This window comes from Carnobacterium sp. GW821-FHT04C06, assembly GCF_059420345.1.
Genome location: NZ_JBWKTN010000001.1, coordinates 552,179 through 567,801, shown reverse-complemented (window position 1 = coordinate 567,801; position 15,623 = coordinate 552,179). Strand labels below are relative to the sequence as shown.

Here is a 15,623-nt window from a genome sequence, read left to right as displayed (position 1 = left end):
AAGGCTATCTAAAAAACTTTATTTTTAGATAGCTTAAATTATTCTACTTTTTCAGCAGCCTCCTAACAACTAGAGGGTTTTTTTTGTACATTTAAAACTGTAAACGCTATAATAAAGGAAAGGGGAGGCGAAGAAAATGGAAAATGAATATCGACGTATCTTAGTAGCGGTGGACGGATCGGAGCAATCGAAGCATGCGTTTTATAAAGCGGTAGAAGTTGCTAAACGAAATAATGCAGAGTTAGTTATTGTGCAAGTCTTAGATGACAATAAGGGGTTAAACAATATCACTCAAAATCTCAAAGAATTTGCTTATGTATTAAATATTGAAGAACAAAAAATTGAAGAGAATTTATCTGATTTATCAAGTAAAGCAAAAAAAGAGCTGAACCATGTTCGGAGTATATTTAAAATTGGAAGTCCAAAAAAATTAATTGCCACCCATATCCCTGAAAAAGAAAATATTGACTTAATTATTGTAGGTGCTACAGGTAAAAATGCAGTTGAGCTTGTTCTAGTGGGTTCGGTATCAAGTTATGTAGTAACCCATGCGTTATGTGATGTGCTAGTGGTACGTAAATAAGGTAGGAAAATGTGTACTAGTTTATACCAATCAAATGTCTTCCCCTCTACGTTGTCGTAGAGGTTTTTTTTATTAAAAAGACCACCTATTTTCTTAATAGGTGGCATACATAATCAATTTTGTTTCATTCGTTCCCGAAGCTGTCAAATACATATCGTTGTCTCTATTTTTATTAAAAAAAATGAAGCATGACAAATTTGCGAATACTATTAATGAGTAGGAAAGGAGGGAATAATGAGTGAATCGATTGAAGAATTTGCAAAACATTTGATTAAAAATTTAGCAAAAAGAGGCGCAAGTGATATCCATATCTTGCCGACAAGGAACCATTATCGTATTTACTTTAGAACAAGCAACGAACTAATTGAATGGCAAAAAGTAACTTTAGAGTTAGGCTCCCGTTTGATAGCGTATTTTAAATTTTTAGCCAATATGGAGGTCAGTGAAAAACGCAAACCACAAAGTGGTGCAGCTGAACTTGAAATAGGAGAACTACAAAAATCATTACGTTTTTCAACGATCACAAACTTTAATTATCAAGAGTCAATGGTGATTCGTCTATTACTGAGTAAACAAGACTGCAAATTAGAAGAAACAACCTTTTTCCCAAAAGCGATTGGAGAACTACAGCAATTAGTATCAGCCAAAAGTGGTTTAATTTTATTTTCAGGTCCGGTAAGTTCAGGAAAAACGACGACAATGTATCAACTAGTCAAAGAACAAGTCGATAAAAAGCAAAGTCAAGTTATTACGATAGAAGATCCTGTGGAAATAGAACAACCAGAATTTCTTCAAACTCAGCTTAATGAAGAAGCCGGTATTACCTATGAAGTAATTTTAAAAGCAAGCTTAAGGCATCATCCGGATATTTTGATTGTGGGAGAAATTAGAGATAGTCAAACCGCTAAAAATGTTCTGCGTGGCGCGTTAACTGGGCATTTAATTTTAGCCAGCATTCATGCAAAAGATACAGAAGGGGTTCTTTTAAGAATGTTAGAATTAGGTGTTAGCTTGTTGCAGTTGCAACAAGTACTATTGGCGGTTGTAAGCCAACGATTGATTGCGAAAAAATGTTCATTATGTAAGGGGAATTGTCATTTTTTTTGTACCCATTTTCCTCATGATCATAAAAAAGCAACATTATACGAAATTTTATCTTATCAACTATTAGAAAAAAGACTACAAGAGCTTCAAGAAGAAATTTTTAATCGAAAACAAACTAATGGATTTAATGAAGTGTTAAGAAAGGCTTATGCGTATGGATATATTACAAAAGAAAGCTATCAGCAATTTCAAATTAGATAAAAAATTTACTGAAAAAAGAAAAGCCTATTTCTTAATAAAAACGGGATTATTAATAGAAGAGGGATTTACTCTTAAAGAAGCCTTAGTATTTTTAAAAATGATTATGCCAAAAGAAAAAGCGTTGATTCAACGTATCATAACGGGACTAGGAGAAGGACATGAATTTCATCAACTTTTAAAAGAAAAAAATTTTAATCAACAAATTACAACTCAACTTTATTTAGCACAAGTTCATGGTGCGTTTGGTCGAACCTTATTGACAACAGGAAAGACTATAGAAGAAAAAATAACACAACAAAAAAAATTAAAGAAAATTCTTAGTTACCCTTTGTTATTAATGGGGTTGATGATAGGAATTGTTTTAGCAATGAGAATTTTATTACTGCCGCATTTTGAACAATTATTTCAACAGCAAAATACGCAAGAAGTTTCTTTTATTAGTCGGTTTTCAATTGGTTTGATTCTGCATTTTCCCTCGATTTTTATTTATTTTGTTTTAGGAGGTAGCTTGATTTGGTTTGTATTAAATAGACGGCTCGCTCAATTATCTGCAATAAAAAAAACGACCTTTTTCACTTATGTGCCTTTTTTTAGTAAGATGGTTAAACATTACTATACTGCCTATTTTAGTATTGAATGGAGCCATTTATTTAAAAGTGGCTGTTCAATGCAAGAAATCATTCAGTTAATGAAGCAGAAAGAAACACTGCCTTTAATGCAAGAATTAGCGGTGATAATGGAAGAGGAATTATCACAAGGGAAAAAATTTAATGAAATTTTCAAGCAGTTTGCTTTTTTTAACCAAGAAATAAGCTTTATCGTCTTTCATGGCGAAACAACGAGTAAATTGGGAGCGGAACTGGCTATTTATGGACAAGATTGTCAAAAAGAACTTCTTGAAAAATTAGAAAAAGGGTTAAATTGGATTCAACCACTGATTTTTATAATTGTCGCTTTTTTCATTTTATGTGTTTACCTAGCACTACTTTTACCAATGTTTACAATGATGGAGGGAATTGGATGAAGAAAAAACTATTAAACAACAACGGATTTACTTTAGTGGAAATGATTCTGGTTTTATTTGTGATTTCGGTGTTGCTCATTCTCGTAATACCTAATGTGACAAAACAAAAAGAAAAAATTGATCATCAAGGAACAGATGCACTCGTGACCGTTGTTGAAACGCAAATTGAACTGTATCAATTAGAAAAAGGAAATGTGGAATCCGTTACTTTTGAAATGTTAGAAAAAGCAGGCTATTTGAAAAATAAGCAGGTGAAAAATGCCAAAGATAAAGGGATTAAAATTAATGGGACAGCTGTTAGTGGACCACCTTAAAAAAAGCAATCAGGGGTTCACTTTATTAGAAACCGTACTTGTTTTAATTGTCTCAAGTATAGTGTTATTGATGCCGACACTTATCGCTAAGTCAGTTATAGAAGAAGTAAAACGCAATCTATTTTTTGAAGAATTTCAAAGTAAATTGACAAGTATGCAAACCGTAGCGTTACTTTCTAATGAGCGAACGAAAATTACTGTTTTAAAAGCTGGGAAGATTAAGTGTGAAATGGAGGGGCAACCAGCACATCGTTTAAATAAAGTACTTTTTTTACCTGAAAAGCTGACGATACCAACAGATAAGGTTTTTTACTTTAATTCAGGAACTGGGAATGTGTCTAGTTTTAGTACAATTTATTTTAATAGTAGCAAAAAACAATATCAATTTAAATTTCAAATTGGAAGTGGGCGTTATTTTTTTGAAGTATTGGAGAATGAATGAGGGCTATTTGTTAGTTGAAGGATTAATCACATTTTTATTGATTACGATTGGCGTTTTGATTTATTTGCCAATTGTAATTGGCTTCTTAAACCATATTCAAGAACAAAAACTAGAAGTAGAAGCTAGTAGAATTTTATATGAGCAAACTCAACAGATGTCAGAAACAGGTGTTTGGAAATCCGGCAGCCATGAATGGGAGATTAAGCTATTGGAAAATAAAGGATTAGGAGGGATTAAAGTTGTTGATAAAGCGACTCACTTTTCTAAAGAAGAAGTGCTACTTCACACAAATTTTGACTAATCAAAAGGGCTTTACGTTAATTGAAACGCTTTGCGCCCTTTTTATCTTAGTTTTAAGTATCTCTCTTCTTTCAATCAGTGTGAGCCAATTTCAATTGATTAGAAGGCAAACTTTTCAAGATCGGCAATTGGAATGGCATTTGTTTTTAAATCAATTAGAAAAAGAATGGCAAAATCAAATCGTAATTAAAGTAACGCAAGATAACATTCAAACTGAAAATGCCAAAGGTAGGATTAGCTACTATGAAAATTATCAGAAGATGGTTCGCAAAAGAACGAGTAAAGGCGGGCATCAACCACTTTTAGTAAAAGTTGAAAGTCTGACATTTCAAAAAAAAGCCAATTCAATTGTTCTTGAAGTTCAATTTGAAAATCAAGAAAGGTATCGAAATCAACTTCCAGCTTGTTTTAAAGAGGAGCTGAAACAATGAATCAAAAAGGTGCCTTACTCCCAACAGCATTAGTTTTTCTAATCCTTCTTACTTTATTATTACTAGGAACTTTGAAAATCTATCAAAATCAATTCGAACAATTACAGGTGACGAAAGATCACTATCAAGCTAAAACGATGATTTCTTTAACTAAAAAAAAGTTAAAAGAAGAAAGTCATGAAAATTGGACAAAGGGGAAATTTGTATTTCAGTCTGGAGAAGTAGAGATAGTAAAACAAGATGCCTATCAATTTGCTGTACAAACTACATTGAAAAATAGCTATCAAGAAAAAGAAAATATTCAATTTTCAGAAAAAGAGCAACCCAATTAAATGGTTGCTCTTTTTTATTGCTGTAAATGACTAGAATAAGTAGAATATTCGTTGTAATCAGACGGGTTTCACGATATAATAAAATGAATTGTATAAATTTGTATGGGACGAAAGAGTACCATTTAAATAAAAAAGATTTGGGAGGGAACGTCAATGAATCGAATTGAAAAATTACGTAAGGGTATGAAACAAAGAGGCTTAGATGCGCTATTAGTAACAAGCCCTTATAATTTACGTTATGTCTCTAACTTTACAGGAACAACGGGTTTAAGTGTTATTACATTAGATGAAGCCTACTTTATAACGGATTTTCGTTATACAGAGCAAGTTGCCAAACAAGCAGTAGGATTTAAAATAATTCAAAATCAAGGTCCAATTTTTGATGAAGTTGTTAAATTAGTTGAAGAAAATAAGATTGAAGCAATGGGATTTGAACAGGATTTTATTACATTTTCAACTTTTGAGTTACTTGAAGAGATCATTCCCGTTGAAACAGATTTAGTACCCGTTTCAGGATTGATTGAAAGTCTTAGAGAAGTAAAAGAAACCGTTGAGATTGAAACCATTAAAAAAGCATGTTCTATTTCAGATGCGGCTTTTAACTATATCTTAGGCGTTATCAAGCCAGGAATGAGTGAAATCGAAGTTGCGAACTTACTTGATTTTCACATGCGCAGTTTAGGAGCTAGCGGCGTTTCTTTTGAAACGATTGTTGCCAGTGGTCTACGTTCAGCGATGCCTCACGGGGTTGCGAGTTCAAAACTGATTGAAAAAGGAGATTTTGTAACCTTAGATTTTGGTTGTTATTATGAAGGTTATGTTTCTGACATGACAAGAACGATTGCTGTTGGTGAACCAACTGAAAAATTAAAAGAAATCTATCAAATTACACTTGAAGCTCAGTTAAAAGTGCTTGAAGTAGCAAAACCAGGTATGACAGGAAAAGAACTAGATGCTGTAGCAAGAGATCATATTAAGAGCTTTGGATATGGTGAAGCTTTCGGTCATTCAACAGGACATGGGATTGGATTAGAGATTCACGAAGGGCCGAATGTTTCCCAACTTGCAGACAAAGCATTTGTGCCAGGTAACGTGATTACGAATGAGCCTGGTATTTATTTGCCAGGAATCGGTGGCGTTCGAATTGAAGATGATTTAGTGATTACGTCAACAGGCAACGAAGTAATTGTTCATTCACCAAAAGAACTAATCATTTTATAATCAGATTGAAATAACAATTCAATAGTAAGAATGAGAAAAAAATGCTACACTAAATAAATAGAATAGAGAAGCTCTAGGAGGAAATTAAATGATTTCAGTAAATGATTTTAAAACAGGCTTGACAATTGAATTTGATGGCGGAATTTGGCGTGTTGTAGAATTCCAACATGTTAAACCAGGTAAAGGAGCGGCTTTTGTCCGTTCAAAACTTAAAAATCTTAGAACAGGCGCTGCTCAAGAAAAAACTTTCCGTGCGGGAGAAAAAGTAGCAAAAGCACAAATCGATAACCGTAAAATGCAATATTTATATGAAAGTGGTGGCGCTCATGTCTTTATGGACAGCGAAACTTACGATCAATTAGAATTACAAGAAGCGCAAATTGAAGAAGAATTGAAATATCTGAAAGAAAATATGGAAGTTCAAATCATCATGTATGGTGCTGAAACATTAGGTGTTGAGTTGCCAAATACTGTAGAGCTTCGTGTAGCAGAAACAGATCCTGGTATCCGCGGTGATACATCTTCAGGGGGAACAAAACCTGCTAAAATGGAAACAGGTGTCATGATCAACGTTCCTTTCTTTGTTAATGTAGACGATGTTTTAATCGTTAACACACAAGACAATTCATATGTATCAAGAGCTTAATACGAAAAAATTAGATCAATCTATATAAAAAGTGGAGGGTTGCCCTATGGCTGAAGAATCAAAATTAACCTTACAAGACAATAAAGCAAGCTTGGGAGAAATTGAAATTGCACCAGAAGTAATAGAAGTGATTTCAGGAATCGCAGCAAGTAAAGTAGAAGGCGTTTATGCAATGCATGGCAGCTTAACTTCAGGAGTGACTGAATTATTTGGACGCGTAAATCATAAAAAAGGTGTCCGTCTAACAGTCGATGAAGAAGGCTTGAAAGTAGATGTTTATTGTTACTTGAATTATGGCGTTGCGGTTCCTAAAGTAGCGTTAGAAATGCAAGAAAAAATTCGTCAACAATTATTGTTTATGACAGATATTGAACTAACTGAAGTCAATATCCATGTTGTAGCAATTATCCCAGAAAAAGCTGAGATTCAAAAATTAATCGATTTAGAAGATGAAGATGGTGAAGATGCGTGAGTTTAACAAGACGCGAGATTAGAGAAAAAGCTTTACAAACATTATTCCAACTAGCTGCTAACGAAGATCTTTCTGCGGATCAAGCGATGCAACAAGCTTTAACAAGTCACGAAGAGCTTGCTGACGAGGTAGACAGAGTTGCAGTACCTAAATATTTGGAATTATTAACTTCAGGAGTTACCGAGCATCAAGCAGTCATTGACGCAAAAATTGAAGAAAATCTAGCAAATTGGTCAATGAAACGCTTAGCAAAAACCGATTTAATGATTTTACGTATTGCTATTTTTGAAATGCTTTATGTGACGGACGTTCCTGCTAAAGTGGCTTTGAATGAAGCTCTTGAAATTACAAAACTTTACAGTGATGAAAAATCTCGTAAATTTGTTAACGGAGTTCTAGCAAAAGTAGCCGATGAACTAGCTGAATAATTATAAAAAAGAGACTGCTTGTGGGTCTCTTTTTTTATGGAATTCTTTAAAGAAGCTAAAAACGAATGAATTTAATAAATTTCGATTTAATTGTCGTTATTTTCGTTGTTAAAAGCCTTTATTACTATTTTGAAGCTTTTTATTGTGGTAAAATAGAAATGCAAAATGAATTTTAAGGAGTGGGTCAGTAGTGAGTGCAACGATAATGGATGGTAAAGGTTTGGCAGATGAAATGCAAATAGATATGCAAGAAATGGTTGCAGAATTAAAAAATAAGGGAATTACACCTGGTTTAGTTGTATTACTAGTAGGCGAAAATCCAGCCAGTCAAACCTACGTTAAAAATAAGGAAAAAAGAGCGATTGCACTAGGTTTTCATTCTGTTGTAGAACGTTATCCAGCGACGATTTCAGAAGCTGAATTATTAGAAGAAATTGAAAAATTCAATCAAGATGATGACTTTCATGGTATACTAGTGCAGTTGCCATTACCTGAGCATATTGATGCAGATAAAGTACTAAATGCGATTGATTCAACAAAAGACGTGGATGGCTTTCATCCTATAAATATGGGGAAATTATTAATTGGAAAACCAGATATGATTCCATGCACTCCTTATGGTATTATGAAATTATTAGCTCGTTATAATATTGACATTTCCGGGAAAAATGCCGTAATTATTGGCCGTAGCAATATTGTTGGCAAACCAATGGCTCAGCTTTTATTAATGGAGGATGCAACTGTTACCATCGCTCACTCTAAAACAAAAAATTTAGTTGAGGTTGCAAAACAGGCAGATATTTTGGTTGTTGCAATAGGACGAGGTCATTTTGTAACAAAAGAATTTATCAAACCTGGTGCAGTTGTGATCGATGTCGGAATGAATCGTGATGAGAACGGCAAATTGATTGGAGACGTGGCAACGAGTGAGGTTAGCGAAGTAGCTGGATTTTTAACACCAGTTCCAAAAGGCGTAGGCCCGATGACGATTACAATGTTGCTTTATCAAACAATCAAAAATGCACGTAAAAAAGGAAATCAATAGAAGCAAATAAGGAGGAATCCTTTTGACGACAGAATATTTAACTGTTACAGCACTAACGAAATACATTAAACGTAAATTTGATCAAGACCCTTATTTAGAGCGAATCTATTTAACAGGAGAAATTTCAAATTTTAGAATGCGTCCAAATGCGCATCAATATTTTAGCTTAAAAGACAATCAGGCTAAGATTTCTGCAATTATGTTTAAACCTGCTTTTCAAAAATTGAAGTTTACGCCTGAAGAGGGAATGAAAGTCCTAATTGTTGGTCGCATCTCTTTATATGAAGCCAGTGGGAATTATCAAATCTACGTAGAACATATGGAACCTGATGGTGTAGGTGCTTTGTATCAAGCTTTAGAAGAAACTAAAAAAAAATTACGACTAGAAGGATTGTTTGATGCACCAAAGCAATTAATCTCAACTTTCCCTAAAAAAATAGCTGTCATTACGAGTCCAACTGGAGCTGTTGTAAGAGATATTATGACCACTGTTAAAAGACGTTATCCAATTGTACAGTTAGTGATTTTTCCTACATTAGTTCAAGGGAATCAAGCAGCAAAAGATATTGTTAAAAACATTAAACTAGTAGAAGAAATCGGCGATTTTGATACGATGATTATCGCTCGTGGTGGTGGCTCGATTGAAGATTTGTGGCCATTTAATGAAGAAATTGTTGCAAGAGCTATTTTTGAAGCCACGACTCCAAGTATCTCTTCAGTAGGACATGAAACGGATACAACAATTGCTGATTTAGTAGCAGATGTGAGAGCAGCTACACCAACTGCAGCAGCAGAATTATCCGTACCATTATTAGCAGATGAACTTATGAAGATAGAACAATTAAAACTTCGCTTAATGCAAGCTTTTAAAGGTAAAATTGACGTATTAGATCATCGTCTAAATCGTAGTTTAAGTTCGTATATTTTTAAACAACCTGAGCGTCTATATGAAGGTTATGCTCAAAATTTAGATATAGCAACTGAGGGATTGTTTCGCAATATAGAAGAGAAAATTAATCAAAATAATCATCGTTTAAGTTTGCTGGAATTAAGACTAAAAGCTCATAATCCAACACAATTAGTTGAACAAAAACAACAAGAAATAGCGGTTTTAACCCAGCAATTGTCTCTTCAAATGAGACGCTATATGGATGAAAAAACACAAACTATTCACGTGTTAATGCAGTCTCTTGATTATTTAAGTCCTTTAAAAATCATGGATCGTGGGTATAGTTATGTCACTAAAAATGGTGAAGTGATTAAAGAATCAGAACAAGTTAAAAAAGATGAAGTGATTGAAATTCATTTGCATAAAGGAAAAATTGAAGCAAAAGTGACTAAGAAAGTAGAGGAAATCTAATGACTGTAAAAAAACAAATCAAATTTGAAGAAGCAATGCAACAACTAGAAGAAATCGTAACCAACTTAGAGCAAGGCGATGTTCCTTTAGAAGAAGCTTTAGAACAATTTCAAAAAGGTGTAGGTCTTAGCAAAATTTGTAAAGAAACGTTACAAAATGCTGAAAAAACGCTAACAAAAATGGTAGATGAAAACGGTGAAGAAGCACTATTTGAGACAGATTCAGAATAAGGAGTAACCTAAATGAACTTAATTGATTTTCAAACGCAACAAATGCCCTTGTTTGAAGACTTTTTAATCAACACATTAAAAGAAGAAATTTTACCAAATTCAACATTATATCATGCAATGAACTATTCTGTGTCAGCAGGTGGCAAACGAATCCGCCCGTTACTTTTATTAGCGGTACTAAAGTCATTCGGAAAAAATCCAAAAGCAGGATTTGAAGTTGCAGCGGCTCTAGAATACATTCATACGTATTCATTGATTCATGATGATTTACCAGCAATGGATAACGACGCTCTAAGACGAGGCAAGCCAACCAATCACATTGTCTATGGTGAAGATATGGCGATTTTAGCAGGTGATGGTCTATTGACCTATGCTTTTGAAGTGATTGCAACAAGTCCTTTATCAAATGATAAAAAAGTAAAGCTTATCTCAGCATTGGCTAAGTCAGCAGGACCAACAGGGATGGTTGCCGGTCAAGTGGCGGATATGGAAGCTGAAAAAAAACAAGTTCCCTTAAAGGAATTAAAAGAAATTCATGCTAGAAAAACAGGGGAATTATTACGTTTTGCAGCTATAGCAGGCGGGATTATTGCAGAAGTTTCATCATTGGCTTTAAATGCGCTTGAACAATACGCTCTTCATTTGGGACTGGCTTTTCAAATTCGAGATGATGTGATGGACGTTATTGGAGATGTGACGGAGTTAGGGAAAGAAACTGGCATGGATGCAATCCATGAAAAAAGTACTTATCCTAATTTATTGACATTAACTGGCGCTATTGAAGCGTTAAATGAAGAATTAGGACAAGCGAAAAAAGCTCTTAATTACGAAAAAAATAATGAAGTATTTGACGCAAGTCTTTTAAATGAGATTGCCGATATGCTTTTGATAGAAGAAAGATAGGCGATGGAATGAAGAAAGAACGAGTGGATATTTTATTAGTTGAACAAGGACTATTTGAAACAAGAGAGAAAGCGAAACGAGCAATTATGGCGGGTCAAATCTATAATGAAAAAGAAGAACGCTTAGACAAACCAGGTGAAAAAATCTCACAAGATTCCGTACTTAAAATCAAAGGGGAAACATTGCGTTATGTAAGTCGTGGTGGCTTGAAACTTGAAAAAGCCTTAGAAGTATTTGACGTGGATGTAACGGATAAGGTTATGTTGGATATTGGCTCTTCAACGGGTGGATTTACCGATGCAGCTTTACAAAATGGGGCAACAATGAGCTATGCGTTAGATGTAGGCTACAATCAATTGGCTTGGAAGTTAAGACAAGATGAACGTGTAGAAGTAATGGAACGCGTTAATTTCAGACACAGTAAATTAGAAGATTTTACCAAAGGACAACCGGAATTTGCGACAATCGATGTTTCTTTTATTTCTCTGCGTTTGATTTTACCAGTATTAAAAGATATTTTAAAACCTGGTGGCGATGTATTAGCTTTAATTAAACCACAATTTGAAGCAGGTCGTGAAGGTGTTGGCAAAAAAGGAATCGTTCGTGACCCAGCTGTTCATAAACAAGTATTAGACGATATGATTCAATTTGTAGTTGGTATCGGATATGATGTAATGGCTCTTGATTATTCACCAATCACTGGTGGCGAAGGCAATATTGAATTTTTAATGCATTTAAAATGGAATGACAAAGTTACTGGAACTGTAAATTATAGTGTTAATGCGGATTCTACTTTAGCCAGTGCTTATGAGCGTTTGAAAAAATAAATAAAAAACAGTGCTAAATTAAGAAAAGAATCTTATTTTAGTGCTGTTTTTTGAGTATGAATATACATTTAGTGTTAAAAACAACTATATTTTTTACTTAATTCTTTATTCCGAAAGTAAAATACGTTATGATAGAGTTAAATCATTGCATAAATATACTGTTTTTAGAAAACGAGGTGTAATCATGAAGAAAAAAGAAAGACATCGGTTATTACAAGAGTTGATTCAGGATAATGTAATTGAAAAACAAGAGGATTTTGTGCGTATATTAGAAGAAAGAGGAATCGTGGTCACACAGGCAACTATTTCACGAGACATCAAAGAACTTCATCTAGTAAAAGTTCCCTCACAAACTGGCGGTTATCGCTACAGTATGCCACCAGATGCACAATACGATACATCAAAAAAATTGGAACGACTGGTCAAAGATGCTTTTGTTTCGATTGACATGCAAGATTACTTTCTCGTTTTAAAAACGATTCCAGGAAATGCTTATGCATTAGGATCATTAATCGATTCTTCTAGCTTTGAAGGGGTATTTGGAACGATTTGTGGCGATGATACTGTCTTGATTATTTGTAAATCAGCAGAAGCTGCGACAAGAATTAAAGATCATTTTTTACATTTATTATAAAAATTAAAAGCAAAAACGGTTTTGAGAGGTGAAAACATGTTACAAGAACTAGCCATTAAAAATTTCGCGATTATTCACGATTTGTCATTAAGCTTTGAAAATGGAATGACCGTTTTAACGGGTGAGACGGGTGCAGGTAAATCAATTATCATTGATGCAGTAGGTTTATTAGCAGGTGGAAGAGGCTCAAGCGAGTTTATCCGTCACGGTGAGTCCAAATGCGTCCTAGAAGGTTTATTCTCATTAAATAAAGAAGCCACTACTTTTGATTTATTAAAAGAATATGATATTGATTTTGAAGATCATACCGTTTTGATTCAACGAGATATTCACCGAAATGGGAAAAATGTCTGTCGAGTTAATGGACGCTTAGTCAATATTGCTACATTACGTTTGATTGGTGAAACGATGATTGACATTCATGGTCAAAATGAGCACCAAGAATTAATGAATCCAGAACGTCACTTAGGAATGCTAGATCAATTTGGTAATGAGACATTAAGTCGCTTAAAAGCAGATTATCATCAAACTTATCTAGCCTACCAAACCGCTAAAACAACTTATGAGAAGTGGCAAAATAGCGAACAAGAATTAGCTCAACGAATGGATATGCTAGCTTATCAAACCAACGACATTGAATTAGCTGAACTAGTTGTTGGAGAAGATGATTTACTAGAAGAAGAAAAAAACTTATTAGTTAATTATCAACGAATTGTTGGTGCCCTTTCAGTTAGCTATGATGCTCTGCAAGGAGAGGAAGGTAGTGGCATCGATTTAATTGGCAGTGCGATGACTGAAATGAGTGGAATTGAAGAAATCGATGGCAAGTACAAACAAATTTCTGAAAGTATTTCCAATAGTTATTTTCAACTACAAGAAGCAGCTAGTGATATTTTAAAAGAAATGGATCAGCTAGCCTATGATGAAAATCGTTTAAATGAAATCGAGAAGAGACTTGAACTGATTCATCAGATGAAACGAAAATATGGCGATTCTTTAGCTGAAATCATGAATTATTATGAAAAAATAACCATTGAATTAAGCCAAATTAAAAATCGAGAAGATCATATTTATACGTTAACAACTGAACTCAAAGAATTATCAGAACAATTGACCAAAAAAGGGCAAGTATTGTCCAAAAAACGACAAGAAGTTGCTAAAGATCTAGAAATCAGTATTCATGAGCAATTAAAAGAGCTTTATATGGAAAAAGTTATTTTTGAAGTTCGCTTCCTTTCAAAAGAAACAAATGGAAAAAGCTTCAGTGAAAACGGAATTGATCAGGTTGAGTTTTATATTGCAACCAATCCGGGAGAACCTTTAAAACCATTAGCAAAAGTAGCTTCAGGTGGAGAGCTTTCTCGAATGATGTTAGCAATGAAGACGATTTTCTCAAAAAACTTAGGGATTACTAGTATCATCTTTGATGAAGTTGATACTGGAGTAAGTGGTCGAGTAGCACAAGCAATTGCGAATAAAATTTATTTAGTAGCTGTTCATTCACAAGTTTTATGTATTACTCATTTGCCACAAGTTGCAGCAATGGCGGATCATCATCTTTTTATTTCCAAAACTGTTGTAGGAGAACGAACAGAGACCCATGTTGACTTGCTAAAAAAATCAGCTAAAGTACAAGAAATCGCTCGAATGCTAGCAGGAACTGAGATAACTAAATTGACTTTAGAGCATGCAAAAGAATTACTAGAACTAGCCAAAACTGAAAAACACAAATACATTTAAAAAAGAAAATCAACTTGCTGATTTTCTTTTTTTTAAGTATTTTAAATAACAAACGTTACCTAAATGTGACGATTTTGTGACAGAAAAGACCTATTCACCTACAACCTAAGGATGATTTTTATCTAAACTTCCGATTAAAGGGTTCTCATAAATGCTTAAAATAGATATACTTATAAGGAATTATTAATTAAAAATTAGGAGGCTTACAATGAAGAAAAAATGGATTGTTGGTATTGTAGTAGTGGTTGTATTAATTATTGGTGGATTCGTAGTAAAAAGTATGATGAAATCAAGTACAGTAGAAGAGGCTGGGAAAAGTGCTAAAGTCGATGATGGAATTGATTACTTTGACGTACCAGATGTTGAGCAAGTATACATCAATGGAGTGGTGACACCAGATCAAACAGAATCATTTGCTAAAAATGAAAAACTAGGAACACAACCAGAAATCAAAGTAAATAATGGAGATATTGTAGATCAAGGAACCGTTTTATTTACTTATGAAGATAAAGAGATTACCCAATTGATAGAAGAACAAAACAACACAGTGAGTAGAAATCAAACAAAACGTAGCAATACAATTGCTAGAAGAGACAAGGCGCTTGCTAATTTTAATGCGACACCAGAAGAAGAGAGAACTACATCAAAAAGTGCAATAGAATCAGAGTACACTGAGGCATTAGCAACCATTGATGAAGATATTCAATTTTCAACAAGTACGATTGCTAATTTGAAAGAAAAACAATATGTGAACACAACTGCAAAATTCAGAGGACAAGTTGCGATTCCAGAAATCAAGGATGCAAATGCACCTATTTTAAAATTAACTTCTGAAGGATATTACGTATCAGGAAAAGTAAATGAAAAAGATTTAGCAAAAATTACTATTGATCAAAAAGCCAATATTCAAATTGTTCCAACAGGTAAAACAGTGGGTGGGAAAATCACTTATATAGATAATAATCCGCCAGAAACAGCTGGAGCTGAAGGTGCTGCAGATGCTACAGCAGGTGCAGAAGCGGGTATGTCATCTTACCTAGTTAAATTAGCCTTGGATTCATTTGAAGGTGTGAAAAATGGCTACCATGTACAAGCAACCATTAATTTAAGCAACGATCCAATTGAAATTCCAACGAAAGCAATCCAAACTGAAGGGGATATTCGTTACGTATTAGTCAATGATTTTGGATCAGTGATTCGTCGTGAAATTCAAACTGGCGAAGAAAAAGGGAAAAATACGATAGTGACGTCAGGACTTGAGTCTGCTGATAAAGTAATTGTTTCTTCTAAGAAAAAAGTTAAAGAAGGCGATTTACTAGAAGGCGATCATTCAGAGAAAACAGATGCTGCTAATGGCAATGTTACTGTTGAAAATTAAGGGGGGCG

The 15,623-nt window shown here is 34.0% G+C and carries 20 protein-coding genes; all 20 read left to right on the top strand.

Annotated features, from left to right (window positions below):
• The first annotated feature begins 136 nt into the window (after window positions 1-136).
• The gene (locus AC07SW_RS02745) at window positions 137-583 is read left to right on the top strand and encodes a universal stress protein (RefSeq protein WP_034568840.1); all 447 of its coding nucleotides are present in this window, start codon (window positions 137-139) and stop codon (window positions 581-583) included.
• Between the two features lie 234 nt (window positions 584-817).
• A complete protein-coding gene (gene comGA / locus AC07SW_RS02740) occupies window positions 818-1,888 on the top strand; it encodes a competence type IV pilus ATPase ComGA (RefSeq protein WP_463684361.1) in 1,071 nt (356 codons plus the stop codon).
• Complete coding sequence (gene comGB, locus AC07SW_RS02735; protein WP_167554739.1) at window positions 1,842-2,912, top strand: competence type IV pilus assembly protein ComGB; 1,071 nt, start codon at window positions 1,842-1,844, stop codon at window positions 2,910-2,912. The genes comGA and comGB overlap by 47 nt, the downstream gene beginning before the upstream one ends.
• Entirely contained in the window at window positions 2,909-3,226 is a 318-nt protein-coding gene (gene comGC, locus AC07SW_RS02730; protein ID WP_034568844.1) for a competence type IV pilus major pilin ComGC, read from the top strand. Before comGB ends, comGC begins: the two co-directional genes overlap by 4 nt.
• The gene (gene comGD, locus AC07SW_RS02725; protein WP_119908270.1) at window positions 3,171-3,668 is read left to right on the top strand and encodes a competence type IV pilus minor pilin ComGD; all 498 of its coding nucleotides are present in this window, start codon (window positions 3,171-3,173) and stop codon (window positions 3,666-3,668) included. Before comGC ends, comGD begins: the two co-directional genes overlap by 56 nt.
• Window positions 3,661-3,969, top strand: a complete 309-nt coding sequence (locus AC07SW_RS02720) for a hypothetical protein (RefSeq protein ID WP_135024145.1) — start codon at window positions 3,661-3,663, stop codon at window positions 3,967-3,969. Before comGD ends, AC07SW_RS02720 begins: the two co-directional genes overlap by 8 nt.
• Window positions 3,962-4,399: a competence type IV pilus minor pilin ComGF gene (comGF, locus tag AC07SW_RS02715; RefSeq protein ID WP_167736736.1), complete on the top strand. Its 438-nt coding sequence runs from the start codon at window positions 3,962-3,964 to the stop codon at window positions 4,397-4,399. Before AC07SW_RS02720 ends, comGF begins: the two co-directional genes overlap by 8 nt.
• On the top strand, window positions 4,396-4,731 hold the full coding sequence (gene comGG, locus AC07SW_RS02710) for a competence type IV pilus minor pilin ComGG (protein ID WP_034568850.1): 336 nt from the start codon (window positions 4,396-4,398) through the stop codon (window positions 4,729-4,731). The genes comGF and comGG overlap by 4 nt, the downstream gene beginning before the upstream one ends.
• Before the next feature lie 153 nt (window positions 4,732-4,884).
• Window positions 4,885-5,952 (top strand): M24 family metallopeptidase, encoded by a 1,068-nt coding sequence (locus AC07SW_RS02705; protein ID WP_135024139.1) that lies wholly within the window; start codon window positions 4,885-4,887, stop codon window positions 5,950-5,952.
• Window positions 5,953-6,040: 88 nt separating this feature from the next.
• A complete protein-coding gene (efp, locus tag AC07SW_RS02700) occupies window positions 6,041-6,598 on the top strand; it encodes an elongation factor P (RefSeq protein ID WP_034568854.1) in 558 nt (185 codons plus the stop codon).
• A 46-nt stretch (window positions 6,599-6,644) separates the two neighbouring features.
• Window positions 6,645-7,070 (top strand): Asp23/Gls24 family envelope stress response protein, encoded by a 426-nt coding sequence (locus tag AC07SW_RS02695; protein ID WP_034568856.1) that lies wholly within the window; start codon window positions 6,645-6,647, stop codon window positions 7,068-7,070.
• Entirely contained in the window at window positions 7,067-7,498 is a 432-nt protein-coding gene (nusB, locus tag AC07SW_RS02690; RefSeq protein ID WP_034568858.1) for a transcription antitermination factor NusB, read from the top strand. The genes AC07SW_RS02695 and nusB overlap by 4 nt, the downstream gene beginning before the upstream one ends.
• Window positions 7,499-7,703: 205 nt before the next feature.
• Window positions 7,704-8,543 carry a bifunctional methylenetetrahydrofolate dehydrogenase/methenyltetrahydrofolate cyclohydrolase gene (locus AC07SW_RS02685; protein WP_034573423.1) on the top strand — a complete coding sequence of 280 codons (840 nt, stop codon included), beginning with the start codon at window positions 7,704-7,706 and terminating at the stop codon, window positions 8,541-8,543.
• Window positions 8,544-8,565: 22 nt separating this feature from the next.
• On the top strand, window positions 8,566-9,903 hold the full coding sequence (xseA, locus tag AC07SW_RS02680; protein ID WP_494632185.1) for an exodeoxyribonuclease VII large subunit: 1,338 nt from the start codon (window positions 8,566-8,568) through the stop codon (window positions 9,901-9,903).
• Window positions 9,903-10,133: an exodeoxyribonuclease VII small subunit gene (locus AC07SW_RS02675; protein ID WP_034568863.1), complete on the top strand. Its 231-nt coding sequence runs from the start codon at window positions 9,903-9,905 to the stop codon at window positions 10,131-10,133. The genes xseA and AC07SW_RS02675 overlap by 1 nt, the downstream gene beginning before the upstream one ends.
• A 12-nt stretch (window positions 10,134-10,145) precedes the next feature.
• A complete protein-coding gene (locus AC07SW_RS02670; RefSeq protein ID WP_494632184.1) occupies window positions 10,146-11,036 on the top strand; it encodes a polyprenyl synthetase family protein in 891 nt (296 codons plus the stop codon).
• 8 nt (window positions 11,037-11,044) lie between these two features.
• The gene (locus tag AC07SW_RS02665) at window positions 11,045-11,863 is read left to right on the top strand and encodes a TlyA family RNA methyltransferase (RefSeq protein ID WP_034568867.1); all 819 of its coding nucleotides are present in this window, start codon (window positions 11,045-11,047) and stop codon (window positions 11,861-11,863) included.
• A 184-nt stretch (window positions 11,864-12,047) separates the two neighbouring features.
• Entirely contained in the window at window positions 12,048-12,497 is a 450-nt protein-coding gene (ahrC, locus tag AC07SW_RS02660; RefSeq protein ID WP_034568869.1) for a transcriptional regulator AhrC/ArgR, read from the top strand.
• A 36-nt stretch (window positions 12,498-12,533) separates the two neighbouring features.
• A complete protein-coding gene (gene recN / locus AC07SW_RS02655) occupies window positions 12,534-14,237 on the top strand; it encodes a DNA repair protein RecN (RefSeq protein WP_135024130.1) in 1,704 nt (567 codons plus the stop codon).
• Between the two features lie 208 nt (window positions 14,238-14,445).
• A complete protein-coding gene (locus AC07SW_RS02650; RefSeq protein WP_034568874.1) occupies window positions 14,446-15,615 on the top strand; it encodes an efflux RND transporter periplasmic adaptor subunit in 1,170 nt (389 codons plus the stop codon).
• The last annotated feature ends 8 nt before the right edge of the window (window positions 15,616-15,623 follow it).

Excerpts from the sequence above, each read along its gene's own strand:
- ahrC (WP_034568869.1), top strand. The coding sequence starts at position 12,048 with ATGAAGAAAAAAGAAAGACATCGGTTATTACAAGAGTTGATTCAGGAT.
- comGB (WP_167554739.1), top strand. The coding sequence starts at position 1,842 with ATGGATATATTACAAAAGAAAGCTATCAGCAATTTCAAATTAGATAAA.
- AC07SW_RS02695 (WP_034568856.1), top strand. The coding sequence starts at position 6,645 with ATGGCTGAAGAATCAAAATTAACCTTACAAGACAATAAAGCAAGCTTG.
- AC07SW_RS02665 (WP_034568867.1), top strand. The coding sequence starts at position 11,045 with ATGAAGAAAGAACGAGTGGATATTTTATTAGTTGAACAAGGACTATTT.
- comGC (WP_034568844.1), top strand. The coding sequence starts at position 2,909 with ATGAAGAAAAAACTATTAAACAACAACGGATTTACTTTAGTGGAAATG.
- AC07SW_RS02650 (WP_034568874.1), top strand. The coding sequence starts at position 14,446 with ATGAAGAAAAAATGGATTGTTGGTATTGTAGTAGTGGTTGTATTAATT.
- efp (WP_034568854.1), top strand. The coding sequence starts at position 6,041 with ATGATTTCAGTAAATGATTTTAAAACAGGCTTGACAATTGAATTTGAT.
- AC07SW_RS02720 (WP_135024145.1), top strand. The coding sequence starts at position 3,661 with ATGAATGAGGGCTATTTGTTAGTTGAAGGATTAATCACATTTTTATTG.
- comGG (WP_034568850.1), top strand. The coding sequence starts at position 4,396 with ATGAATCAAAAAGGTGCCTTACTCCCAACAGCATTAGTTTTTCTAATC.
- AC07SW_RS02685 (WP_034573423.1), top strand. The coding sequence starts at position 7,704 with ATGGATGGTAAAGGTTTGGCAGATGAAATGCAAATAGATATGCAAGAA.
- recN (WP_135024130.1), top strand. The coding sequence starts at position 12,534 with ATGTTACAAGAACTAGCCATTAAAAATTTCGCGATTATTCACGATTTG.
- AC07SW_RS02670 (WP_494632184.1), top strand. The coding sequence starts at position 10,146 with ATGAACTTAATTGATTTTCAAACGCAACAAATGCCCTTGTTTGAAGAC.
- comGD (WP_119908270.1), top strand. The coding sequence starts at position 3,171 with ATGCCAAAGATAAAGGGATTAAAATTAATGGGACAGCTGTTAGTGGAC.
- AC07SW_RS02705 (WP_135024139.1), top strand. The coding sequence starts at position 4,885 with ATGAATCGAATTGAAAAATTACGTAAGGGTATGAAACAAAGAGGCTTA.
- AC07SW_RS02675 (WP_034568863.1), top strand. The coding sequence starts at position 9,903 with ATGACTGTAAAAAAACAAATCAAATTTGAAGAAGCAATGCAACAACTA.
- comGA (WP_463684361.1), top strand. The coding sequence starts at position 818 with ATGAGTGAATCGATTGAAGAATTTGCAAAACATTTGATTAAAAATTTA.
- AC07SW_RS02745 (WP_034568840.1), top strand. The coding sequence starts at position 137 with ATGGAAAATGAATATCGACGTATCTTAGTAGCGGTGGACGGATCGGAG.